The sequence below is a fragment of the Nocardia sp. NPDC049526 genome, assembly GCF_044465765.1.
In the GTDB taxonomy this organism is placed as follows: Bacteria; Actinomycetota; Actinomycetes; order Mycobacteriales; family Mycobacteriaceae; genus Nocardia.
Window position 1 is genome coordinate 516,247 of the sequence record NZ_JBITMA010000002.1, and the last position, 21,175, is coordinate 537,421.

General features: G+C 66.7%; 22 protein-coding genes. 11 read left to right on the forward strand and 11 right to left on the reverse strand.

Annotated features, from left to right (window positions below; genetic code table 11):
- The first annotated feature begins 33 nt into the window (after positions 1–33).
- Both ACIBW7_RS06965 and ACIBW7_RS06970 read left to right on the forward strand, forming a co-directional pair.
- Entirely contained in the window at positions 34–1,503 is a 1,470-nt protein-coding gene (locus ACIBW7_RS06965; protein WP_397044921.1) for an SDR family NAD(P)-dependent oxidoreductase, read from the forward strand.
- A gap of 45 nt (positions 1,504–1,548) precedes the next feature.
- Complete coding sequence (locus tag ACIBW7_RS06970; RefSeq protein ID WP_397044923.1) at positions 1,549–1,938, forward strand: DUF2784 domain-containing protein; 390 nt, start codon at positions 1,549–1,551, stop codon at positions 1,936–1,938.
- On the opposite strand, the gene ACIBW7_RS06975 is transcribed toward ACIBW7_RS06970, so the two are convergent.
- Both ACIBW7_RS06975 and ACIBW7_RS06980 read right to left on the reverse strand, forming a co-directional pair.
- Positions 1,878–2,636 (reverse strand): thioesterase II family protein, encoded by a 759-nt coding sequence (locus ACIBW7_RS06975; protein ID WP_397044924.1) that lies wholly within the window; start codon positions 2,634–2,636, stop codon positions 1,878–1,880. The genes ACIBW7_RS06970 and ACIBW7_RS06975 overlap by 61 nt on opposite strands.
- A gap of 11 nt (positions 2,637–2,647) precedes the next feature.
- Positions 2,648–3,553 carry a dienelactone hydrolase family protein gene (locus ACIBW7_RS06980; RefSeq protein WP_397044926.1) on the reverse strand — a complete coding sequence of 302 codons (906 nt, stop codon included), beginning with the start codon at positions 3,551–3,553 and terminating at the stop codon, positions 2,648–2,650.
- A gap of 44 nt (positions 3,554–3,597) precedes the next feature.
- Here ACIBW7_RS06980 and ACIBW7_RS06985 point away from each other — a divergent pair, with 44 nt between their 5' ends.
- Entirely contained in the window at positions 3,598–4,944 is a 1,347-nt protein-coding gene (locus ACIBW7_RS06985) for a CoA transferase (protein WP_397044928.1), read from the forward strand.
- A 21-nt stretch (positions 4,945–4,965) separates the two neighbouring features.
- Here ACIBW7_RS06985 and ACIBW7_RS06990 read toward each other — a convergent pair whose 3' ends face one another.
- Complete coding sequence (locus tag ACIBW7_RS06990; protein WP_397044930.1) at positions 4,966–5,538, reverse strand: TetR/AcrR family transcriptional regulator; 573 nt, start codon at positions 5,536–5,538, stop codon at positions 4,966–4,968.
- Positions 5,539–5,639: 101 nt separating this feature from the next.
- On the opposite strand from ACIBW7_RS06990, the gene ACIBW7_RS06995 reads away from it, so the two are divergent.
- The 3 genes from ACIBW7_RS06995 to ACIBW7_RS07005 are packed head-to-tail and all read left to right on the forward strand — an operon-like array spanning position 5,640 to position 8,807.
- Positions 5,640–6,845 (forward strand): FAD-dependent monooxygenase, encoded by a 1,206-nt coding sequence (locus ACIBW7_RS06995; RefSeq protein ID WP_397044932.1) that lies wholly within the window; start codon positions 5,640–5,642, stop codon positions 6,843–6,845.
- Positions 6,846–6,894: 49 nt separating this feature from the next.
- Entirely contained in the window at positions 6,895–7,923 is a 1,029-nt protein-coding gene (locus ACIBW7_RS07000; protein ID WP_397045740.1) for a nucleoside hydrolase, read from the forward strand.
- Entirely contained in the window at positions 7,920–8,807 is an 888-nt protein-coding gene (locus ACIBW7_RS07005) for an amidohydrolase family protein (protein WP_397044933.1), read from the forward strand. Before ACIBW7_RS07000 ends, ACIBW7_RS07005 begins: the two co-directional genes overlap by 4 nt.
- Before the next feature lie 3 nt (positions 8,808–8,810).
- On the opposite strand, the gene ACIBW7_RS07010 is transcribed toward ACIBW7_RS07005, so the two are convergent.
- Entirely contained in the window at positions 8,811–9,452 is a 642-nt protein-coding gene (locus tag ACIBW7_RS07010) for an NAD(P)-dependent oxidoreductase (RefSeq protein ID WP_397044935.1), read from the reverse strand.
- Positions 9,453–9,572: 120 nt separating this feature from the next.
- Between ACIBW7_RS07010 and ACIBW7_RS07015 the strand changes: the two genes are divergently transcribed.
- Positions 9,573–10,067, forward strand: coding sequence for a MarR family winged helix-turn-helix transcriptional regulator (locus tag ACIBW7_RS07015; RefSeq protein WP_397044937.1), 495 nt, complete (start codon positions 9,573–9,575; stop codon positions 10,065–10,067).
- 50 nt (positions 10,068–10,117) lie between these two features.
- On the opposite strand, the gene meaB is transcribed toward ACIBW7_RS07015, so the two are convergent.
- The 3 genes from meaB to ACIBW7_RS07030 are packed head-to-tail and all read right to left on the reverse strand — an operon-like array spanning position 10,118 to position 15,254.
- Entirely contained in the window at positions 10,118–11,110 is a 993-nt protein-coding gene (meaB, locus tag ACIBW7_RS07020) for a methylmalonyl Co-A mutase-associated GTPase MeaB (RefSeq protein ID WP_397044939.1), read from the reverse strand.
- Positions 11,107–13,407, reverse strand: a complete 2,301-nt coding sequence (gene scpA, locus ACIBW7_RS07025) for a methylmalonyl-CoA mutase (RefSeq protein WP_397044941.1) — start codon at positions 13,405–13,407, stop codon at positions 11,107–11,109. Before scpA ends, meaB begins: the two co-directional genes overlap by 4 nt.
- Positions 13,407–15,254 carry a methylmalonyl-CoA mutase family protein gene (locus ACIBW7_RS07030; RefSeq protein WP_397044943.1) on the reverse strand — a complete coding sequence of 616 codons (1,848 nt, stop codon included), beginning with the start codon at positions 15,252–15,254 and terminating at the stop codon, positions 13,407–13,409. The genes scpA and ACIBW7_RS07030 overlap by 1 nt, the downstream gene beginning before the upstream one ends.
- A gap of 174 nt (positions 15,255–15,428) precedes the next feature.
- On the opposite strand from ACIBW7_RS07030, the gene ACIBW7_RS07035 reads away from it, so the two are divergent.
- Complete coding sequence (locus tag ACIBW7_RS07035) at positions 15,429–16,112, forward strand: TVP38/TMEM64 family protein (protein ID WP_397044945.1); 684 nt, start codon at positions 15,429–15,431, stop codon at positions 16,110–16,112.
- Between the two features lie 226 nt (positions 16,113–16,338).
- On the opposite strand, the gene ACIBW7_RS07040 is transcribed toward ACIBW7_RS07035, so the two are convergent.
- The 3 genes from ACIBW7_RS07040 to ACIBW7_RS07050 all read right to left on the reverse strand — a co-directional run bounded on the left by ACIBW7_RS07040 (position 16,339) and on the right by ACIBW7_RS07050 (position 18,488).
- Entirely contained in the window at positions 16,339–17,241 is a 903-nt protein-coding gene (locus ACIBW7_RS07040; protein WP_397045742.1) for a S1C family serine protease, read from the reverse strand.
- 378 nt (positions 17,242–17,619) lie between these two features.
- Positions 17,620–17,985, reverse strand: a complete 366-nt coding sequence (locus ACIBW7_RS07045) for a nuclear transport factor 2 family protein (RefSeq protein WP_063040324.1) — start codon at positions 17,983–17,985, stop codon at positions 17,620–17,622.
- A 110-nt stretch (positions 17,986–18,095) separates the two neighbouring features.
- Positions 18,096–18,488, reverse strand: a complete 393-nt coding sequence (locus ACIBW7_RS07050) for a hypothetical protein (protein ID WP_397044947.1) — start codon at positions 18,486–18,488, stop codon at positions 18,096–18,098.
- A gap of 164 nt (positions 18,489–18,652) precedes the next feature.
- Between ACIBW7_RS07050 and ACIBW7_RS07055 the strand changes: the two genes are divergently transcribed.
- Genes ACIBW7_RS07055 through ACIBW7_RS07065 form a run of 3 tightly spaced genes read left to right on the forward strand, consistent with a single transcriptional unit; the run spans position 18,653 to position 20,356 of the window.
- On the forward strand, positions 18,653–18,970 hold the full coding sequence (locus tag ACIBW7_RS07055; protein WP_397044949.1) for a hypothetical protein: 318 nt from the start codon (positions 18,653–18,655) through the stop codon (positions 18,968–18,970).
- Positions 18,971–18,974: 4 nt separating this feature from the next.
- Positions 18,975–19,520 (forward strand): DUF6879 family protein, encoded by a 546-nt coding sequence (locus ACIBW7_RS07060; protein ID WP_397044951.1) that lies wholly within the window; start codon positions 18,975–18,977, stop codon positions 19,518–19,520.
- Positions 19,517–20,356, forward strand: a complete 840-nt coding sequence (locus ACIBW7_RS07065) for a helix-turn-helix domain-containing protein (RefSeq protein WP_397044952.1) — start codon at positions 19,517–19,519, stop codon at positions 20,354–20,356. Before ACIBW7_RS07060 ends, ACIBW7_RS07065 begins: the two co-directional genes overlap by 4 nt.
- Here the strand turns inward: ACIBW7_RS07065 and ACIBW7_RS07070 are convergent, their stop codons facing one another.
- Entirely contained in the window at positions 20,357–21,160 is an 804-nt protein-coding gene (locus tag ACIBW7_RS07070; protein ID WP_397044954.1) for an LLM class flavin-dependent oxidoreductase, read from the reverse strand. It abuts the gene before it with no gap.
- Positions 21,161–21,175 lie beyond the last annotated feature (15 nt).

The window sequence follows — 21,175 nt, forward strand, 5'->3', positions numbered from 1 at the left end:
CTCCCAGTTCACGAAGGACAAACCCGCATTCCGATGGTCGAGAACACCGCGTCGACGTCTACCGCACCAGCGCCGAGCGGCACCGCCATCGACCCCGATGAGCTGGCGATCTGCCTGCGGGTACTGGAGCAGGCCGGGCAGTTGGACAAGGACGATCCGGCGTCGGTCACGGTGCAGCGCGCCGTCGGCCATATGTTCAAGAAATTGAAGCAGCGCAGGCGAACCGTGGCCAGGGATGCGGTCGCCGAGGCGGACCGGGCGGTAGTCGCGGCGACCGCGACCGGATCGCCGAATCGGATCGATGACGAAACCGCGGGCATTCCGCTGAGCTCGAATGCGGCAGGGGCCAGCGCGGGCACGCTGATCCGGTCGCGCCCCTGCTATATCTGCAAGCAGCGCTACACCCGGGTCGACGCGTTCTACCACCAGCTGTGCCCGGACTGCGCGGCCAGCAGCCACGCGAAACGAGACGCCCGTACCGATCTCACCGGGCGGCGCGCTCTGCTTACCGGCGGTCGCGCCAAGATCGGCATGTACATCGCGCTGCGGCTACTGCGCGACGGTGCGCACACCACCATCACCACCCGCTTTCCGAACGATGCGATCCGCCGCTTCGCCGCCATGGACGACAGCGCCGACTGGCTGCACCGGCTGCGCATCGTGGGCATCGATCTGCGGGATCCGGCCCAGGTCGTCGCGCTCGCCGATGATGTCGCGGCGCAGGGACCGCTGGATATCCTGATCAACAATGCCGCCCAGACCGTGCGCCGCTCCCCCGGCGCGTACAGCGCGCTGGTCGAGGCCGAATCCGGTCCGCTGCCCGCGGGTGCGCTGCCGGATGTGGTGACCTTCGGCAAGACCATGCAGGCACACCCCACCGCACTCACCGCATCCCTGACCCCGACGCTGTCCTCGGCGGATGTGGCGGAGCTGGCCTTGGTCGCGGGATCGGCAACGCCGGAACGCATTTCACGCGGTATCGCCATCGACGCCGGTGGTCTGGTGCCGGATCTCGCGCACACCAACAGCTGGGTGCAGACCGTCGCCGAGGTGGAACCGACCGAACTGCTCGAGGTCCAGCTGTGCAATTCGGTGGCGCCGTTCATTCTGGTCTCGCGGCTGCGCCCGGCAATGGCCGCCGCCGCGGCCCACCGCAAATATGTCGTGAACGTCTCCGCGATGGAGGGCCAGTTCTCGCGCGCGTACAAGGGCGCGGGCCACCCCCATACGAATATGGCCAAGGCCGCGCTGAATATGTTGACCCGCACCAGCGCCCGCGAAATGTTCGAACAGGACGCCATCCTCATGACGGCCGTGGACACAGGCTGGATCACCGACGAACGCCCGCACTACACCAAACTCCGCCTCGCCGAAGAGGGCTTCCACGCGCCGCTGGACCTGGTGGACGGCGCCGCCCGCGTCTACGACCCGATCGTCCAAGGCGAAACCGGCACCGACCTCTACGGCTGCTTCCTCAAGGATTACCAACCCTCGCCTTGGTGATCCAACGGGGCCGAGTCCGCACGCATCCAGCGCTACGCTGGGCATATGCTGTATCGGCTGCTGGCCGATGCCACCGCCGCGGCGCATTTCGTATTCGTGGCGTACGTGGTGGTCGGCGGGTTCTTGGCGTGGCGGTGGCCGCGCACCATCTGGCTGCATCTGATCGCATTCGGGTGGGGTTTCAGCACGGTGCTGTTCGGATTCGATTGTCCGCTCACGTATTTGGAGAATTGGGCGCGGCATCGGGCCGGGATGGCGGGGCTGCCGTCGAGCGGGTTCATCGACCATTATCTGACCGGGGTGATCTACCCGCAGAGTGCGCTGGGATTGGTGCGCGGGCTGGTCGCGGTATGCGTGGTGGTGTCGTGGGTGGGCTATGTGTGGAGGGTGCGGGCGATGAGGTCGGCGACCTCGGAGACCTTGTCGTCCAGGTAGAAGTGACCGCCGGGGAACACCTTGTAGTCGAAGGAACCGGTGGTGTGCTCGCGCCATTCCTCGGCCTGCTCCGGCGTCATTGTCGGGTCCTCGGTGCTGACGAGCGCCGACACAGCGCAGGACAGCGGTGCGCCCGCACGGTAGCGGTAGGTCTCGATGGCCTGGTAGTCGCCGCGCACCGCGGGCAGCACCAGTTCGGCGAGGCTCGGTTCGTCGCGCAGGATCTGGACGGACGCGGGATCGGTCGCCAAGCGCTCCAGATCACCGATCAGATCGTCGTCGGAGCCGAGATGCAGCCGGCTCTGCTCGACGAAAGTCGGTGCGGGACGACCGGATACGAACAGCGCGGTGAGCGGTTGTCCCTTGCGTTCCAGGCGGCGTGCGGTTTCGAAGGCCACGGTCGCACCCATACTGTGGCCGAACAGCGAAAGTTGTTCCACCGGGCCCTGATTCAGCACCTCGTCCACGATTCGATCGACGAGGGTGTCCATATCGCCGATGATGGGCTCACCGAGCCGGTCCTGCCGCCCCGGGTACTGCACGGCCGCGATGGCAATGCCGTTGTCGAAGCGTTCGGCCAGTGCCCGATATGCCGTGACCGCTCCCCCGCCCGGCGGGAAACACAGCAGTTGATGGTTCGGCGCGGGATGTGCGCGCAACACCCGCAGCCAGTCCGTCGCGGCAATGGTCTTGCCCACGTCGCTCTCCTTCACCCGAGGTATGTGCCGTACCAATCCAGGACCCGCTGCCACGCCTCGGCGGCGGCGGTCGGGTTGTAGCGAGGTCCGGTGTCGTTGAAGAAGGCGTGGTCCGCATTCGGCGCGACGTAGATCTCATGGGTGAGGCCGGCCCGGTCAAGGGCCGCTTCCGCGGTGGGGCGCGAAGCGATCACCCGCTCGTCCTTGGCGGCGTAGATCCCGAGTACCGCCGCCTTCGAACCGGACAGATCCCCGTTCTCGGGGAAGGGGCCGTAAAACGGTGTCGCCGCAGCCAGTGTCGGCGTACCCGCGGCCAGCAGCAACCAGACCAGACCCCCGCCGAAGCAGAATCCGGTGGCGCCGATCTTCTTTCCCGGCACCCGCCGTTCCAACTCGGCGATACCGGCCTGCAGATCGCCGATGAACTGTTGCGGCGCGATCTTGCCGAGTTCGGCCGTGGCCGCCGCAGGGTCGGTGAAGGCGGCGGTGCCGCCGAGTTCGGACAGCAGGTCGACCGCGAGTGCGGAGTATCCGGCACCCGCGAAACGTCCTGTCACCGAACGGATATGGTCGGTGAGACCCTTGTTCTCATGGATGACGAGCACGCTGCCGCGCGGCTGTGGCGCGGCCGCCCACGCGGCTTGTAGCCGGCGACCGTCCGGTCCGGGAAAGGTGATCGCGGTGGCCGGGACCGCGCCGCTGGTACCCGGCGGTGCCGACGACTCCGCGGCTTTCGAGGCCGTCGACGCGGTATTCGCCTGGTCACCGCTACTGGAGCAGGCGGCGAGCAATGCGACCGCGGCGGTGGCGCCGACCCCGAGCATTCCTAGTCGGCGCAGTGCTTCCCGACGGCCGATCAATCCGTCGGCATGGTCGGTGGCTATCTCTTCGGCGATATAACGCTGCAGCGGCGTCATGGCCCCGACCCTACTACTGCGGCGCAACAACTACTCTCGATCTCGTGATTGCGCACGAACAGCTGGTCCGCGACTACGAGGCCGGAATCGGTGTACCGGCCTCCGGCACCGTCCCCGCCGCCGATCCGGGCAGCTGTTTGGCTGCGGCGCTGCCGGTTTGGGCGCTGGCCGCCGGATCGGTCGCCGCGGTGACGGCGGCGGCGAACCGAATCCGCGACGCACACCACCTGAATCCGGTGCTGCACCGGCTGGATCCGGTCCGGATCACCGCCGCCTTCTCCAGCGAACGCCTGCTGCGCGTCGGCGGTGCGCCCGCCAAGATATTCGCCGATCTGTCGGGATTCTTTCCCACCTTCGACGGCTGGGTCCGCACCCACGCCAACTATCCGCATCATCGCGCGCGATTGCTCGCCTCGCTCGGACTGCCCGACGACGCCCCCGTCGATCTTGCGGTCGCGCAGATGGCGATGAGCCGGGCCCGCGATATCGAGGAACATGCGGCCGCGCACGGCGCCATCGCGGTCCAGGTGCGTAGCGAGCAGGAGTGGGCGGACAGCCCACAGGGTGAGGCCGCCGCATCGGGTCCGCTGGTGGCGATCGACACCCGGATCGACCGGGGCGAACTCGGCCTGCCGATCGGGGCATCGCCATTGCAGCCGTTGCGCGGAGTCCGGGTACTCGATCTGACCCGGGTGATCGCCGGACCCGTCGCGACCAGAACCCTGGCGCTGCTCGGCGCCGAGGTGCTGCGGATCGACCCGCCGCATCTACCCGAGATCCCATGGCAGTACCACGACACCTGCCAGGGCAAGCGCTCCACGCTGCTGGATCTCCACCGGCACCTGCCGTTGGTCAACGAGCTGCTCGCCGCGGCCGACGTACTGATCACCGGATATCGACCCGGCGTACTGGAAAACGCCGGGCTCACCGCGGCCCGTCGTCCCGGCCTCGTCCACGGTCGGATATCGGCGTGGGGCGAATCCGGCCCGTGGGGTCGGCGGCGCGGTTTCGACAGCATCGTGCAGGCCGCGGCCGGTATTTCGATCGTCGAGGGCGCACCCGCGGTGCCGGGGACGCTGCCCGCGCAGGCACTCGACCACGCCTCCGGCTATCTGCTCGCCGCCGGGGTGATCGACGCACTGGTCGCCCGCGCACATGACGGTATCGGCCGCGATGTCCGAGTCGCGTTGGCGCGCACCGCGTCCTGGCTCCTCAACGCGCCCGGACGCGCCCCGCGTCATCCGCAGGCCGCGCCGCCGAGTCCGATGGCGGCGGTCAGCCACGGCAATGTCACCACGGCCGCGCCGGCGCTCGCCGAGTATCCGGACTACGCGCGGCCGGCACCGCGTTACGGCGCGGACCGGCCGGTGTGGCCGCTGCACACCCGATAGAACTCACGCTGTTCGACGCGCTCAGGACTCACCGGCCAGGGCCGCAATCGCCTTGGCCAGTCGCGCGCCGTCCGGCAGGTTCCCGCCGCGGGTGATCGTCCAAAGGATGCCGAGACCCTGGGTCAGCACGAAGTACAACTCGGCTATCGCCTGAGCCGTGTCCGCATCCAGATCCGGACGGGCGTCCCGTAGCGCTCGAGCGATGTCCTCGTATGCGCCGTTGAGGCTTTCGTCCATGAACGTCCGGGATTCCGGCGTCCGCGCGACGCGCACCAGATTCTCCAGACTGGCCAGCATGCCGTCCCGGTTGTCCTCGAAGACCCGCGGCATCGCGTTCCACATCTGCGTGAACGCCTCGAGTGGCGGCTGCCCGCCGCCCGCGCGGATCAAGGCTTCCATCCGATCGCCGATATCGTTGCCGAGCGCCTCCGCGAGCGCCTCGGTGATCAGCCGATCCTTCGAGCCGAAGTGATAGCCGATTGCGGCCAGGCTGACACCCGCGGCCGCCGCGATATCGCGCGCGGTCGTCTTCGCTACGCCACGTTCGATGATGGCCTTACGCGCTCCCGCCAATAGGTCTTCTCGGTTTCCCATGACCTCAGCTTACACACGCCTCAGACATTTGTACTAGACATTCGTGCCAACCTCGTGTTAGACATACGTCTGACACATTCGTTTGAGAGATTGGCCCCGTCATGAGCATCAAATCCCTCCACATCCTCATCAGCGGTGGCGGCATCGCAGGCAACGCACTCGCACTGCAATTGCTGCGGGCGGGCATCCGAATCACCGTCGTCGAGCGCGCCCCCAAGCCACGCCCGGGCGGACAGGCCGTGGATCTGCGCGGCCCGAGCCGCGAGGTCGCCGAGCGGATGGGACTCATGCCGGGCATTCGCAAGTACCAGCTCGACGAGCGCGGCATGGCCTACGTCGACGAAAACGGCAGGGAGTTCGCCCGGATGCCCGCGGAGATGTTCGACGGCAAGGGCCCGGTGGCCGAAATCGAAATCACCCGAGGCGATTTGAATCAGGTACTGCTCACCGAACTGGCCAGCACGGCTGGCGAACTCGATTACCGCTACGGCGAGTGGATCGCGGCGTTGCGCCAGGACGACACCGGTGTCGAGGTCGACTTCGCATCGGGGCGGACCGAGCGTTTCGATCTGGTCGTCGGCGCGGACGGTGTGCACTCGGCGACCCGGCAACTGGCCTTCGGACCGGAGGAACAGTTCGTCACCTATCTCGGCGGCTACATGTCGTTCTTCACCATTCCGACACCCGCCGGAACCGAGCCGGGCTGGTTCAAGATGCATACGGTGCCCAGCGCCGCGGTCGCGATTCGACCTGATGCCGATCCGGCCACCTCGAAGGCGATCATCACCCTGCGCACCGAGGCCGATCCGGCGCTGCGCCGCGATATCGCCGCACAGCAGCGGCTCATCCACGACATGCTGGCCGAGGCCGGATGGGAGACCCCGGCCGTTCTCGACGCGATGACCACCACCCCGGACTTCTATTTCGACATGCTGGCGCGCGTCGATATGCCGTCGCTGTCGACCGGACGGGTCACGCTGCTCGGTGACTCCGGATTCTGCGGCTCCCCGATGACCGGTATGGGCACCGCCATGGCCATCGTCGGGGCCTACGTCCTGGCCGGTGAAATCGCCGCCGCCCCAGGCGATCTCACGACCGCACTGACCCGCTACGAGGAAATCGTCGAACCGTTCCTGGACAAAGCCAAGGAGCTGCCCGGTGGCGGCATCAAGATGATGCTGCCCACCTCGCGCCTCGGCACGCGGATGGCGCGCGCGAGTATGAAGGTCATGACCTCGCGGGTGATGCGCCCGGTCATGCTGCGGATGATGTCCGATACCGACGACTACGTGCTGCCCACCTACTGAGCCGCCCGGGTCCGCTCGCTAGGCTCGACTGGTGCGGCAGAAGATCGTCATGGACGTCGATACCGGGATCGATGATTCACTCGCGCTGCTCTACCTGCTCGCCTCCCCCGAGGCCGAGATCGTGGGAATCGCCGCCACCGCGGGCAATGTGCCCGCACCGCAGGTGGCGGCGAACAATCTCGCCTGGCTGGATGTGTGCCGAGCGCCCGATATCGAGGTCGCGCTGGGTGCAGCGGAACCGCTCGCGATCCCGCTGCGCACCACCGAGGACACGCACGGGCCGCAGGGAGTCGGATATGCGGAACTGCCGCAATCGGCTCGGCCGATCTCGGTCCGGTCGGCGGCCGAGATGTGGGTCGATCTGGTGCGCGCGGCTCCCGGCGAGATCGTCGGGCTCTGCACGGGACCGCTGACGAATCTGGCGCTCGCCCTTCGCCTCGAACCACGGTTGCCACTGCTGCTGCGGCGGCTGGTGATCATGGGCGGCGCGTTCAATCACCCCGGCAACACCACACCGACAAATGAATGGAATGTGCACGTGGATCCGGAGGCGGCCAAGGAGGTCTTCGACACCTTCTCCGCCGCCCCCGCCGATCGGCGGCCGATCGTGTGCGCGCTCGATATCACCGAGACCATCGAGATGCGGCCCAAGCATGTGGCGCAGCTCGCCGAACGCGCGGGGAGTCTGCCCGTGGAGCTGGTTTCGGAGACCGATCCGCCGGCGGCCAGGTCGGCGACGAGTAATCCGATCGTGCGTTACTTCACCGATGCGGTCCGCTTCTACTTCGATTTCCACAAGCTCTACGACCAGGGCTATCTCGCGCATATGCACGATCCGTTCGCGGCGGCCGTCGCGCTGGATCCGGCGCTCGCCATAACGCGACCGGCCACCGTCGATGTCGAACTCGTCGGCGCCATCACCCGGGCCACCACGGTGGCGGACTGGGCGGGCATGTGGGGCCGAGAACCCAACGCTGACATCGTGGTCGGCACCGACCCGGAGGTGTTCTTCGAGCGATTGATCACCAGGGTCGGTGACTTCGCGCGGTCGGTATACCCGCAGGAGGCTGCTCGATGATCGGTGACAGCGACGACAATACCTACCTGACCGATTTCCGCACCCGGCTGGAACTGCCCGGAATCATCGACGTCCATACGCATTTCATGCCGGAGCAGGTCATGGCCAAGGTGTGGGCGTACTTCGATTCCGCCGGTCCGCTGGTCGGCCGGGAGTGGCCGATCGCCTACCGCGACGATGAGCAGGTCCGCTTGAAGATATTGCGCGGCTTCGGTGTTCGCGCGTTCACCTCGCTGGTGTATCCGCACAAGCCGGATATGGCGGCGTGGCTCAACGAATGGAGCGCCGATTTCGCCGAACGCACGCCGGACTGCCTGCACACGGCGACGTTCTATCCCGAACATTACGCAGACAGCTATGTGGAGGCGGCAATCGAGCGCGGTGCCCGGGTGTTCAAGGTGCATGTGCAGGTCGGCGATTTCCATCCCGGTGATCCGTTGCTGAATCCGGTGTGGGGCATGATCGAGGACGCCGGGATACCGGTGCTGATCCACTGCGGCTCCGGCCCCGCGCCCGGTGAATACACCGGACCGGAGCCCATTGCCGGTCTGCTGCAACGCTATCCGCGCCTACGGCTGATCATCGCGCATATGGGCACACCCGAGTACTCCGAATTCCTGGATCTGGCAGCGGAATACCCGGGGGTGCACCTGGACACGACGATGGTGTGGACCGATTTCACCGAGGCCACCGCACCCTTTCCGGCCACCGAGCACGGCAGGCTACGCTCGTTGAGCGACCGCATTCTGTTCGGTAGCGACTTTCCGAATATCCCTTACTCCTACGGGCATTCGATCAGTGCGCTGGAGCGCCTGGAGTTGGGTGATTCCTGGCTGCGGCAGGTCTGCTACCGAAATGCCGCACGGCTCTTCGAAATCGCGTAGCACTCACACCGATGCGACGGTGAACCTGATTCGCCGGTGCGCGGGCCGCTCGGCCTCGTCGACCAGCGCCACCGCGAAATCCGCCATGGATATCGCCGAGACGCCGTCGGCATTCGTGAGCAGTTCGTCCGCGCCGAGTCGATAGGCGCCGGTTCGCCGACCCGGCACCAGTTCGGCGGGCGGGCTCAGGTACGTCCAGTCGACGGTGGTTTCGGCACGGCAGATGGCGAGCTGGTCGGCGCAGGCGCGGGCGATGGCACGCAGTTCGACCGGGAAATCCGGGCTTTCGTGCAATGTCAGCGCATCGGCGCCGGGTACGAGCAGGGTGGCCGCGCCGCCGACCACCAGCAGACGCACGCCGGTGCGCGCCAACCCTGATAACAGCACCGAGGTGACGGCAGGCAGTTCGTGCTCGCGCCCGGGTGCAGGGCGAGTCGCGGTGATCACGAGGTCCTGTCCGGCGCTCAGGGATACGACATCGTCGAGGTTCGCGGCATCACCCGTGCGCAACGTCGCCGCGGCGGGTACCGCACCGGCCCGCGCGATGTCGCGGACCACCGCGGTGACTTCGTGCCCACGGTCCAGTGCCTCGGCCGCCACTCGGCTGCCCACATCGCCCGCCGCTCCGAATACGGTGATACGCATGATGATTCGCCTTCCGTCCGGATCTCGATCAATTACTCAGCCCTAAGTAACATAGCTTAGCGTTAAGCAATTCCGGCCTATGAGATACCTCACCGCTGAGGTATTCGCTAGGCTGCTGTCGTGACAGATCATGTCGAACGGGTGCTCGATCAATGGCGCGTACAGCGTCCCGACCTGGACGTCTCGCCGATGGCCGTCCTCGGCAGATTGACCAGACTCTCCCAAGTGGTCGGCACCGAGCTACGCAAGACCTTCGCCGCGCACGGACTCGACGCCGCCTCCTTCGATGTGCTCGCCACCCTGCGGCGCAGCGATCCACCCCACCGCCTCACCCCCACCGAACTCATGCGTTCGGCCATGATCACCTCAGGCGGTGTCACCCAACGTCTGGACCGCCTGGAAGAACGCGGCCTCGTCACCCGCGCGCGCAGCGAACGTGATGGGCGGGGCGTGCACGTCACTCTCACCGATGCGGGGCGCGAACTCATCGATGCGGCACTCCCCGACCACGTCGCGACCGAGGCCCGCCTACTCGAACCCCTCACGCCCGCACAGCGCAAGCAACTCGCGACCGCTTTGCGTACCCTGCTCGAGGCCCACGGGGATTCGGTCTGACACACGAGGCGACAACCGCGCGGCACCGAGGCGGCGGGGCTGTCGCCACCTCAACTGTCGAAGGCTTCGAGAAGCTGTTCGGCGGCCAGTGCGGCGGTCGATGTTCCGTCGCGCACCTGCTTCTCCACTTGTGCGCGAATGGCTTTGACGTTCGGGTTCTCCGCGAGGCGGCGCAGCAGTTGGTCGTGCACCATGGTCCAGGTCCAGTCGACCTGCTGGCGGCGGCGCTTTTCGGCGAATTCACCGGCCTCGGTGAGCACCCGGCGGTGTTCGAGGACGGTGTCCCAGAACTTGTCCAGCCCATGGCCTTCCAGACCGCTCATGGTGAGCACCGGCGGGCGCCAGAGCGCATCGTGCGGATGGATGAGGCGCAGCGCCCCGGCCAATTCGCGGGCGGCGGCCTTGGCCTCGATCTCGTGCTTGCCGTCGGCCTTGTTCACCGCGACCAGGTCGGCGAGTTCCAGGACACCTTTCTTGATGCCCTGCAACTGATCTCCGGTGCGGGCCAGGGTCAGAAAGCAGAACACGTCGACCATATTGGCGACCGTCACCTCGGACTGGCCGACACCGACGGTCTCCACCAGGATCACGTCGTAGCCCGCGGCCTCGAGTACCACGATGGTCTCGCGGGTCGCCTTGGCGACACCGCCGAGGGTGCCCGCGGTCGGTGAGGGACGGATATAGGCGTTGCGCTCCAACGACAGTCGCGCCATCCGGGTCTTGTCACCCAGGATGGAGCCGCCGGTGCGGGTGGAGGACGGGTCGACGGCAAGCACCGCGACCCGATGCCCCTTGCCGATCAGATCCATACCGAGCGCATCGATGAACGTCGACTTGCCGACGCCGGGAACACCGGTGATACCGACACGATTCGAGGTGACGGTATCGGTCGGCGGGGTCAGCTGCAGCAGTAGCCGCTGAGCCAACTCTCGATGGTCGGCCCTCGTCGACTCGACCAGGGTGATCGCCCGCGCCAGGGCGGCCCGCTCCTGAGAGCGAACCGCCTGCGCGAGTGCGTCGACATCAATGACGCGCTGACTCATTCGCCGCTGCCGCCGCCGATCTCATGACCGAGTTCGCCAGCCAATTTCTTCAGCAGATCGATCGCCGCATCGGCGATCACGGTGCCGGGTGGGAATATCGCGGCCGCACCCGCCGCGTACAGCTCCTCGAAGTCACCGGGCGGGATGACGCCGCCGACGATGACCATGATGTCGGGTCGCCCGACATCGGCCAGTGCCTGCCGCAGAGCGGGCACCAGCGTGAGGTGGCCGGCCGCCAGCGAGGACACACCGACGACGTGCACGTCGTTATCGGCCGCCTGCTGCGCCACCTCTTCCGGGGTCTGGAACAGCGGGCCCACATCGACGTCGAAGCCGAGGTCGGCGAAGGCCGTGGCGATCACCTTCTGGCCTCGGTCGTGCCCGTCCTGGCCCATCTTGGCGACCAGGATGCGCGGTCGACGGCCCTCCGCCTCGGCGAATTCCTCGACGAGTTCGATCGCCTTGCTGATATTGGTCACCTTCCCGGCCTCGTCGCGGTACACACCGGAGAGCGTACGGATCTCGGCCTGGTGGCGGCCGTATACCTTTTCCAGCGCATCGGAGATCTCGCCGACGGTGGCCTTGGCGCGCGCGGCATCGATGGCAAGCGCGAGCAGGTTGTTGCCCATACCACCCTCGGAAGAGGCTGCCGCACGGGACAATTCGGCCAGCGCCCGTTCCACCTCGACCGAATCGCGTTCGGCGCGAAGCCGGTTCAGCTTCTCGATCTGCTCGGCGCGCACCCGCGAATTCTCGACCTTGAGGACCTCGACCTGCTGATCCTCTTCGACCTGGTACTTGTTCACGCCGATCACCGGCTGCTGACCGGTATCGATGCGGGCCTGCGTGCGGGCGGCCGCCTCCTCGATGCGCAGCTTCGGGATGCCCTCGCCGATCGCCTGCGCCATTCCACCGTGCGCCTCGACCTCGGCGATATGCGCGCGGGCGCGGTTGGCCAGCTGGTGGGTGAGCCATTCCACGTAGTACGAACCGCCCCAGGGGTCGATCGGGCGTGTGGTGTTGGACTCCTGCTGGATCAGCAGCTGGGTATTGCGGGCGATGCGCGCGGAGAAATCCGTAGGCAGGGCCAGCGCCTCGTCGAGGGCGTTGGTGTGCAGCGACTGGGTGTGGCCCTGGGTCGCGGCCATCGCCTCGATGCAGGTGCGCGCCACATTGTTGTAGGCGTCCTGCGCGGTCAGCGACCAACCAGAAGTCTGCGAATGCGTCCGCAGCGATAGCGATTTCGCGCTCTTGGGCTCGAATTTCGCGACCAGCTCACTCCAGAGCAGCCGTCCCGCACGGAGTTTGGCGACCTCCATGAAGAAGTTCATGCCGATAGCCCAGAAGAACGACAGGCGCGGCGCGAACTTGTCGACCTCCATGCCCGCGGCGATACCCGCGCGAATGTACTCGACGCCGTCGGCGAGGGTGTAGGCCAATTCCAGATCGGCCGTGGCTCCGGCCTCCTGGATGTGGTAGCCGGAGATGGAGATCGAGTTGAACTTCGGCATCTTCGCGCTGGTGTAGGCGAAGATATCGGAGATGATCCGCATCGAGGGCTTGGGCGGGTAGATGTAGGTATTGCGGACCATGAACTCCTTCAGAATGTCGTTCTGAATGGTTCCGGCCAGCTGCTCCGGCGCGACACCCTGTTCCTCGGCCGCGACCACATAGAGCGCGAGGATCGGCAGCACCGCGCCGTTCATGGTCATCGACACCGAGACCTGATCCAACGGGATGTGGTCGAAGAGCTGACGCATGTCGAGGATGGAATCGATGGCCACACCGGCCATCCCGACATCACCCTGGACGCGCGGGTGATCGGAGTCGTAGCCACGGTGAGTGGCCAGGTCGAAGGCGACCGACAGACCCTTCTGGCCCGCCTGCAGATTGCGGCGGTAGAAGGCATTCGAATCCGCGGCCGTGGAGAAGCCCGCGTACTGGCGAATGGTCCACGGCTGGTTGACGTACATCGTCGGGTACGGACCGCGCAGGAACGGCGCGATACCCGGCACGCTGTCGAGCGGATATCCTTCGGCCGCGATGGCATCGCGATCGGCCTTGGTGAAAACCGGTGGCACGTCGATGCCCTCGGGGGTCGACCACACCAATTGTTCGGGGGTGTAGTTGTTCGCCTCGGCGGCGGCACGCACGTAGGCGTCGAGCTGTGCCGAGTCGACGTCGGCGGGTTCGGCCGGACGTTCGGACAGCGGCACCTCGGCGAAACTACCGATCCGGTGCTCGATGCCGCCCGGCTCGTCGATTTCGCCCGGCTTGTCGATATGACTCAATGTCATCAGGCTCCCACCTTCTCCAGCAGGTCGGACAGTGCGGCCACCGCATCGATGCGGGCCGCGAGATAACCGTCCGGGCGCTGCGCACCGCTCAGGTCGGCGACGGCCTTTTCCGCACCGGCCAGCAGCACCGTCTCGATTCCGGCGGCACGCAACTGCTCGGCTGCCGGACCCGCCTGCTCGGCGTAACGCTTGTCCGAACCACATAGTACGGCGATCGCGGCACCGGATTCGGTTGCCGCCGTGCCGATTCCGGCCACTTCCAGTGGGCCGGGGTTGATCGACTCGATACCGCCCGAGGCCAGTAGGTTCGCGATGAAGGTGACCCGAACATTGTGTTCGGCCACGGTGCCGAGCGGAACCAGCAGCGCACGCGGTCGCGCACCATTCGACGCGAGGTAGGCATCCGAGCGGTTGCGCAGTGCCTCGAAGGCGGCGCCGTAGCGAACCACCTGCCCGGGCCGGCGCGCGGCTTCGGACAGCGGCTGTTCGGCCAGGTTCGGGAATTCGTTGACACCGGTGACCGCCGTCTTGCGGTGTGCCACATCGGCATCCCGGGCCGACCGGGTCACGGCGATCCGCTCGGCGAGCAGGCCGGAGTCCAGTGCGGCCAGGTAACCGCCCGCGGCCTCGAGCTCCTGCATGAACTCCCATGCCTTGGCGGCGAGTGCGGCGGTGAGATCCTCGACGTACCAGGAACCGGCGCCCGGATCCTGCACGTGACCGAGATGCGACTCCTCGAGCAGCAGCAGCTGGGTATTGCGAGCCATGCGGTCGGCGAACGACTTCGAGACGCCGAGCTCGCCGGGCGGCAATGCCGAATCGAAGGGCAGCACCGTAACCGTATCCGCGCCACCGACTCCCGCGCCGAAGGCCGCGAGGGTGGTGCGCAGCATATTCACCCACGGGTCGCGCTGGGTCATCATCGCCGCGGAGGTCACCGCATGCTGCGGCGCGTCACCGAATGCGGGTGCGCCGCACACATGCGCGACGCGGGCCCAGAGCTGGCGGGCCGCACGGAATTTCGCGACGGTGGCGAACTGGTCGTCGGTCGCGGCGAAGCGGAACTCGAACTGTTCGAAGGCATCCGCGATGTCTTGGCCGCCTTCGGCGAGTGCGCGCAAGTAGGCCAGGCCGGCGGCCACCGCCGCACCGAGCTCCTGTGCGTCCGAGGCGCCGGCATCGTGAAAGACGGTGCCGTCCACCGTGATAGCGCGCACGGTCTCCGGACGCTGCACCGCCTGACCGGCCAGGGCGATGGCCTCCGCCAGTTCGACATCGGCGGTCCCGGCGAAGCGACTGGTGAGCGGTGCCGCGCCCAGCGCGACTCGAATTTCGGTCCGGTCCGCCACCTGGTAATCATCGAGCTGCGCGAAGACCTGTTGCGCCGCTGCGGAAGCTGCTTCGCCTGCGGCCAGTGTCAGCGGCGCCAGTTCGAACAGCAGACCAGACAGCGCCGCGGGCAGTTCGGCCACCGGCACACCGCGCTCGCCCGCGCCGAGCCACAGCGCACTGATCCCGTTCTCCAGCGCGGCCAGGATCTCGCGATTCGCCGCGGCGCCATCGGCCGCGCCGATGAAGGCGCTGACATACCAGCCGCGATGCACGTCCCTGGTGGCGTCGCGGCCACGGACGAACGGATATTCGCCCGGCAGCGGCAGTTCGGGCCGCTCATCCCCGCGGGTGTACAGCGGGGCGATGGTCAGACCGTCGTAGGTCTGTTCCTCGAGCAGCTTTTCTGGCTCCTCCGGAAGTTCGGCGACGTCGACCCTGCGGGCCTTCGCCAGTACCCCCGCCACGCCCTTGCGCCATGCGGCGTAATCGGGCACCGGCTCTGAAGCAATCGGCATAGCTGCTGTTCCTCTTCTCTTCGACGCACACCTCGCGTGCGCCCGAAACCGTTGCATTCGCCCAGCTCAGCGAGCACATCGGTTAACGAGCATTCGTCCCGTTTCCTTCGATGCTAGCGGCAGCTCCGCAACCGCTTGACCGTGGCCGCCACTACCAACGGGTAACCTTGCGCGGTGCTCAGGCTCATCCGTGACCCACGCATCCTCGCCCTGCTCGCCGGTGGCGCGGCGCTGTTTATCGCGGCCATGCTGGTCCCGCTACCGACACCGCAGCAGATGCAGGACTGGGCCACCTCGGTCGGGCCGATCTTCCCACTGCTGTTCTTCGTGGTCCATGCGCTGGTCACGGTGGCTCCGGTCCCGCGGACCGTGCTGACGGTGAGCGCGGGCGTTCTGTTCGGTCCCGCGCTCGGCATCGTTCTGGCCACCTCGGCGACCACGGTCAGCGCCGCACTGGCGATTCTGCTCGTCCGCGCACTGGATCGCGATCGAGTGGCCGCCCACCTCACCCATCCGGCGGTCCGGTCCATCGATGAACGCCTCGAACGCCGCGGCTGGCTCGCCGTCGGCTCGCTGCGCCTGATCGCCTTCGCACCGTTCTCGGTGATCAACTACTGCTGCGCCCTCTCCTCGATCCGCTTCTGGCCCTACCTGACGGCCACCGTCATCGGCATCCTTCCTGGGACCATCGGCACCGTCATCCTCGGCGATGCGCTCACCGGACGTACCCACCCCGGCATGCTCGTAGTCTCCGGGGCGCTCATCGCCATCGGCATCATCGGTTTGGTCGTCGACGCGCGCTGGTCGCAAACCCACGAGCCGGATCTCGAGACCGCCCCGGTCACCGGGACCGACTGACGCCCGAGCGGCGGCGCATGCACGCCTTGCGTCGATTCCGGTTTGCGGTTGCGCACGGACGGCTAACCCGCAACAGCAACGACCGCTCGAAGGGAGGTGACGAACGATGGCGGTACACGCAGTCGAACCAGGGCCGAATGGCAACAACCACGACAACTGGAACCAAGACCCCCGCGAAGATCTAGCCGACGACGTCATCCGACCGTGGGGCCGATGACAACCTGAGCTAATCCACGGTCAACTCGATCGGGATGGCGAAGACATCGACCATCGCGCCATTGCGCAATACCGTCACCGGCATCGCGACCCCGATGGCCTCGCCGAAGAGTTGGCGTTGGATGCCCTGGGCGTCGGCCACTTCCGAGCGGGCGACGCTGAGTACGAGGTCGCCGCGGCGCAGTCCCGCGTGATCAGCGGGGCCGCCGCGGACGACTTCGACGATGCGAACACCGGCATGTTGGCCGGTCCGGGCGGCGACCGTTGCGGGCAGTGGGGCCGGAACGCCGACCAGGCCCAGGTAGGCGCGGCGCACCCGGCCATCTTTCAACAGGGTGCTGATGATGCGGCGAGTGGTGGCGTTGATCGGGATGGCGAGGCCGAGCCCGACGCCCGCGACCGCGGTATTGACACCGACCACCCGCCCCGATGAATCCGCGAGTGCGCCACCGGAATTGCCCGGATTCAAGGCGGCATCGGTCTGGATCACGTCCTCGATCACGCGACCGGCCCGGCGGGAGGCGACTGGGACAGCTCGCCCCAGCGCGCTCACCACGCCCGCGGTCACCGAGCCCGCCAACCCCAGCGGACTCCCGACCGCCACCACCAATTGGCCGACCACCAGCTTGTCCGCGTCGCCGAGCACCACCGCGCCCGGCGCACCGGCGCGGGCACGCAGTACCGCGAGATCGGAGAGCGGATCGATGCCGACGACGTCGATGCGTGATTCCACACCGTCCGCGAACACCACATCGCCGCTGCTCGACGAGCCGACCACATGCGCGTTGGTCAGCAGGAATCCGTCATCGGTGAAGACCACCGCGGATCCGCTCCCCCGCCGGGTCCGCACACTCGCCACATGCGGGGTGACCGACGCCGCGACGGCGATGACCGACCGCGAGTACGCGTCCATCGCCGAATCATCCAGATCCTGTTGCCGTGTGGTGTCTTCCGGACCCGACAACGGGACCGACTCGTCGTCCACGCTGACCACCATCCTGCTCATCGGGCGCGTACTCGATATCTAGGCCGCCCTCTCCAGCATCCTCCGCCGCACCGTTCGATGCAGCGTGTTCGCCCCAGGCGCAACCGGATTCATCCGACGTTCACCAATACCCGCCGATCCGATGCGATACAGCGAGTTCCCGCACTTGGCTGCCACCTCAACCGTCTGAGACACAAGAGCGCTACTTGTGCCACACACCGACGGTTCCGGCCCATGACTGCGCAATCACGGAGCAGGCCGCGTGGTCAACGGGCCCGGAAATCCCCGTCCCGGTCCGGGATTCGACTACGCGCCCGGCACGCGATCCAGGAAGCCGTGCACACCGATGATCCGGCCGTCCTCGGCGAGAGTGATCACATCCGTCCCGGCGACCGGTGCGCTCCCGTCGGCCGAAACCAGCTCCCAGGAGAACCGGGCGGTGCTGTGGTGTCCGTCGACCGCACCGAGCTGCCGGAATTCGAAGCCGGGGAACTGCTGGTGCACGCCCCCGATGGCCGCGGTCAGTTGCTCGTGTCCGGCGACATCGGCCAGCGGATCGGTGTAGAAACCGTCCTCGCGCCAAGCCGCGGCCACCGCCTTCGCGCGCACCTCGTCATCGGTGGCATTCCATGCCGTGAAGTAGCGCCGCACCGCATCCTCGTACTGAGACATAGCGAATCATCCTCTGCTGGAAGGTATTTCGGTCCCCGACGGAAAGCTCCGGCGGATACCTCAACATTGCCCGCTGCCGATCACGGAGTCGATTACGCGCGAGGTAAGGATCAGCGCGCGAACCACCGCGGCCACTGATGGCCGCGCTCCCACACCGTGTCTCCGGCGACCACGACCAGATCGCAGATCTCGGTGACCGCGCGTCGCGACGCCCAGATGTGCTCTCTGCTCGGCACGATGACCGCACGCGCACCGCAGCGCACGATGGCCGCGAGCAGCCGCGCGACCGGATCGCCCTGCGGACCCACCTTCATCGAGACCAGCTCGTATCCCATTCGAGCCGCACAGCTGCGGGTGGCCCGCAGATCGTGATCCACCATGGATCCGGAAATATCCCACCGCACGAACCCGATTGCCCACGGTTTGATCGCCACCCCGTTGCCAAGTGACCCCGTTTCGCTTGCCAACCGCCCGACAACCTCCCATGGTTCCGACCCGCTCATGTCACTCACCCTGTCTGCCAGCACCCACCCAGAACGGTAGGAAACCGGCCGGGCGCGGCACCATGGTTTTGCGGAGATTTGCGGAAGTTGTTGACCCATATGGCGCTGACCGGTGACGATTGTGTGCAGCCAGCGCAATGCTCACGCGAGACGAGGCCACTCTGATGCGTATACAACTGCTCGGCGGACCCACCAACAACACCGGATCGCCCCGGCTCTGGATCGATGAGGATCGACATCTGTATCTCGTGCAGGGCTACCGGGTGGCCCATGACGCAAACCGCGTCGAAATACCGCATATGCTGCTCGGGTGGCTGCAGCCCGGCACCTACATCGGCGCGCCACTGCTCGATTCCGGGCATGGTTCCTTCACTCTCGTCGGACAGCCGATCACCGATCCGGATGCCTTGGCACATATGCGGATTCCCGAGCACGAAACCGCGGTCGCGGTCCCGGTCGGACAGAGCCCGTGGGAATGGTAATGCAATGCTCTTCTTCACCATCGAGGAAACCAACGATCTCATTCGCGAAACCCGCAGCGACGCTTTCCATCTCGAGGTTTCCGATGATCACTCCCAGGTCTCCGACGAGACCGAACCGATGCGCCGCGTGCTCGCGGGCCGACCGCCGTTCGAGGAGGAGTCCTATCCGCCGTCGTGGCGGGCCTGGGAGGAGCTCACCAGCGAGGTCGCCGGACGCGGTGTGCCGATCCGGCGCGTTCGGGTGGTCTCGGAGCCGCTCACCGACTACGTGCGATTTCTGCACGCGCTCACCGATCGCAATCAGCGCTATGGCGAGGACATCCGCTGGCTGCCAAGACATCTCGCTGATCCCTCGGAATATACCGATGACGAATGGTGGCTGCTCGACGAAACGGTCGCCTTTACGATCTTCACCAAGACCGGCGATCTAGCGGGGGCCGCGGTGACCACCGACCCCGTGCTGGTCGCACGCTGCACGACAGTACGAGATACACTGTGGAACAAAGCAATTCCGCACCACGACTATATGCCCGGCGGGCGGAGTGGATGACCGGTGTCGAGCAGTCCCGGCAAGCCTTCGGGGCACGCTTACGCGAACTGCGCAAGGCCGCACATCTGACCGGCGTGCAGCTCGCCGCCGACGCGGGCTGGCATTCGGCCAAGGTGTCGCGCATCGAACACGGTAAACAGACGCCGAACGATAGCGATCTGGCCGAGTGGTGCCGACTGTGCGGCGCCGACCTGCTGCTGCCGGATCTGCGTGCGGCACTGGCGAATATCGAGGCGCTCTGGCAGGAGTGGCGGCGCATCGCCGCGACCGGACATGCTCAGCAGCAGCGCCGCCGCATCGAGTTGGAGGCGCGCGCCACCACCATCCGCAATTTCGAAAACGCGGTCGTCCCCGGCCTGTTGCAGACCGAACCCTATGCCAGAGCCGTGCTGGAGACCTGTATCGACTTCGTCGGCGGTATCGACGATATCGATCGCGCGGTGGCGGCGCGGATGGCGCGCCAACGGATTCTGCACCACGGCACCCATCGGATCAGCATCCTGTTGGCCGAACAGGCGCTCTACACCACGGTCGGCGATAACGAAGTGATGGCCGGTCAGCTCGAACGTCTCATCGATGTGATGCCGCTGCCCCGGCTCGCACTCGGCATCATTCCGCGGACGGCGGATTTCCTTTACACCACAACATGTTTCGTAATACTCGACAAACGCATCGCGGAGGTCGAGACCATCTCGGCGGGTCTCACCATCACTCAGCCACGGGAACTCGCGTACTACGAGAAGACCTGGGCGGCACTGCATCGGCAGGCCCGGTACGGCGAAGCCGCCCGGGCCATGATCACCGATGCGCTGAAGCTGCGATTGACGCAGCTGTAATTACAGTGCCGTACGGAGTTTCGCTGCATTCTCGTAATCACGCTGCCATTCGGGGCCGGTCGGGGCGAGGATGACGCGTTCGACGCCGGCATCCCGGTGGGCGGCGAGCAATTCGACAGCGGCCGAATGATCAGTGGGCAATGCAGGCGCGACCACCGTCACCGCAGGCACCGGGCGATCGAATTCTGCTGCCAGTGCCCGCAATTCGTCGAAGTCGGCGGCCAACTGGTCCAGGCCCGGCTGCAGGGTGATCCAGCCGTCGGCGTATTCGGCCGCCCGCCGTCGCGCCCGAGTCCCATTGCCCGCCACCAGAACCGGCGGCATCGCCGATCCGGGTGCCAGCGCCACGTCGACGCCGTTGACCGTTGCGGTCGAACCGGTAACGAGATCGGGTAGTACCCGCAATGCCTCATCGGTACGGCGACCGCGGTTCTCGAACGTCGTACCGGCCGCGCGCCAACCGATATCGCCGTGCGCCGGATTCCCGGTGCCGACACCGAGCAGCAACCGGTTCTCCGATACATACTGCAGCGTGCTGATCTGCTTGGCCGCCCACGCCACCGGGCGCAGTGCGAGCAGCATGACGTTGTAGCCGATCCGGATCCGGTCGGTGACGGCCGCCGCGGTCGCGAGCGTCACGGTGCTGTCCAACATGGGCGCGCTGGCCACGAGATGGTCGGTGGACCACACCGATTCGAGGTCGAGTTGCTCGGCGAGGCGGGCGGCGGCCCGGACATCGCCGAGGATCGGATGTGCCGGATCGGGGGTGGAGGTCGGGAGGATCACACCGATATCGAAGGTCATGAACACAACGTTAGG

What these genes read in the sequence shown, in the direction of transcription:
- ACIBW7_RS07065 (WP_397044952.1), top strand. Translation starts at nt 19,517, where the DNA reads ATGACCGGTGTCGAGCAGTCCCGGCAAGCCTTCGGGGCACGCTTACGC.
- ACIBW7_RS06995 (WP_397044932.1), top strand. Translation starts at nt 5,640, where the DNA reads ATGAGCATCAAATCCCTCCACATCCTCATCAGCGGTGGCGGCATCGCA.
- ACIBW7_RS07070 (WP_397044954.1), bottom strand. Translation starts at nt 21,160, where the DNA reads ATGACCTTCGATATCGGTGTGATCCTCCCGACCTCCACCCCCGATCCG.
- ACIBW7_RS07005 (WP_397044933.1), top strand. Translation starts at nt 7,920, where the DNA reads ATGATCGGTGACAGCGACGACAATACCTACCTGACCGATTTCCGCACC.
- scpA (WP_397044941.1), bottom strand. Translation starts at nt 13,407, where the DNA reads ATGACATTGAGTCATATCGACAAGCCGGGCGAAATCGACGAGCCGGGC.
- ACIBW7_RS06980 (WP_397044926.1), bottom strand. Translation starts at nt 3,553, where the DNA reads ATGACGCCGCTGCAGCGTTATATCGCCGAAGAGATAGCCACCGACCAT.
- ACIBW7_RS07040 (WP_397045742.1), bottom strand. Translation starts at nt 17,241, where the DNA reads ATGGACGCGTACTCGCGGTCGGTCATCGCCGTCGCGGCGTCGGTCACC.
- ACIBW7_RS07010 (WP_397044935.1), bottom strand. Translation starts at nt 9,452, where the DNA reads ATGCGTATCACCGTATTCGGAGCGGCGGGCGATGTGGGCAGCCGAGTG.
- ACIBW7_RS07055 (WP_397044949.1), top strand. Translation starts at nt 18,653, where the DNA reads ATGCGTATACAACTGCTCGGCGGACCCACCAACAACACCGGATCGCCC.
- ACIBW7_RS07000 (WP_397045740.1), top strand. Translation starts at nt 6,895, where the DNA reads ATGGACGTCGATACCGGGATCGATGATTCACTCGCGCTGCTCTACCTG.
- ACIBW7_RS07050 (WP_397044947.1), bottom strand. Translation starts at nt 18,488, where the DNA reads ATGAGCGGGTCGGAACCATGGGAGGTTGTCGGGCGGTTGGCAAGCGAA.
- ACIBW7_RS06965 (WP_397044921.1), top strand. Translation starts at nt 34, where the DNA reads ATGGTCGAGAACACCGCGTCGACGTCTACCGCACCAGCGCCGAGCGGC.
- ACIBW7_RS06970 (WP_397044923.1), top strand. Translation starts at nt 1,549, where the DNA reads ATGCTGTATCGGCTGCTGGCCGATGCCACCGCCGCGGCGCATTTCGTA.
- meaB (WP_397044939.1), bottom strand. Translation starts at nt 11,110, where the DNA reads ATGAGTCAGCGCGTCATTGATGTCGACGCACTCGCGCAGGCGGTTCGC.
- ACIBW7_RS07060 (WP_397044951.1), top strand. Translation starts at nt 18,975, where the DNA reads ATGCTCTTCTTCACCATCGAGGAAACCAACGATCTCATTCGCGAAACC.
- ACIBW7_RS07045 (WP_063040324.1), bottom strand. Translation starts at nt 17,985, where the DNA reads ATGTCTCAGTACGAGGATGCGGTGCGGCGCTACTTCACGGCATGGAAT.
- ACIBW7_RS07030 (WP_397044943.1), bottom strand. Translation starts at nt 15,254, where the DNA reads ATGCCGATTGCTTCAGAGCCGGTGCCCGATTACGCCGCATGGCGCAAG.
- ACIBW7_RS06990 (WP_397044930.1), bottom strand. Translation starts at nt 5,538, where the DNA reads ATGGGAAACCGAGAAGACCTATTGGCGGGAGCGCGTAAGGCCATCATC.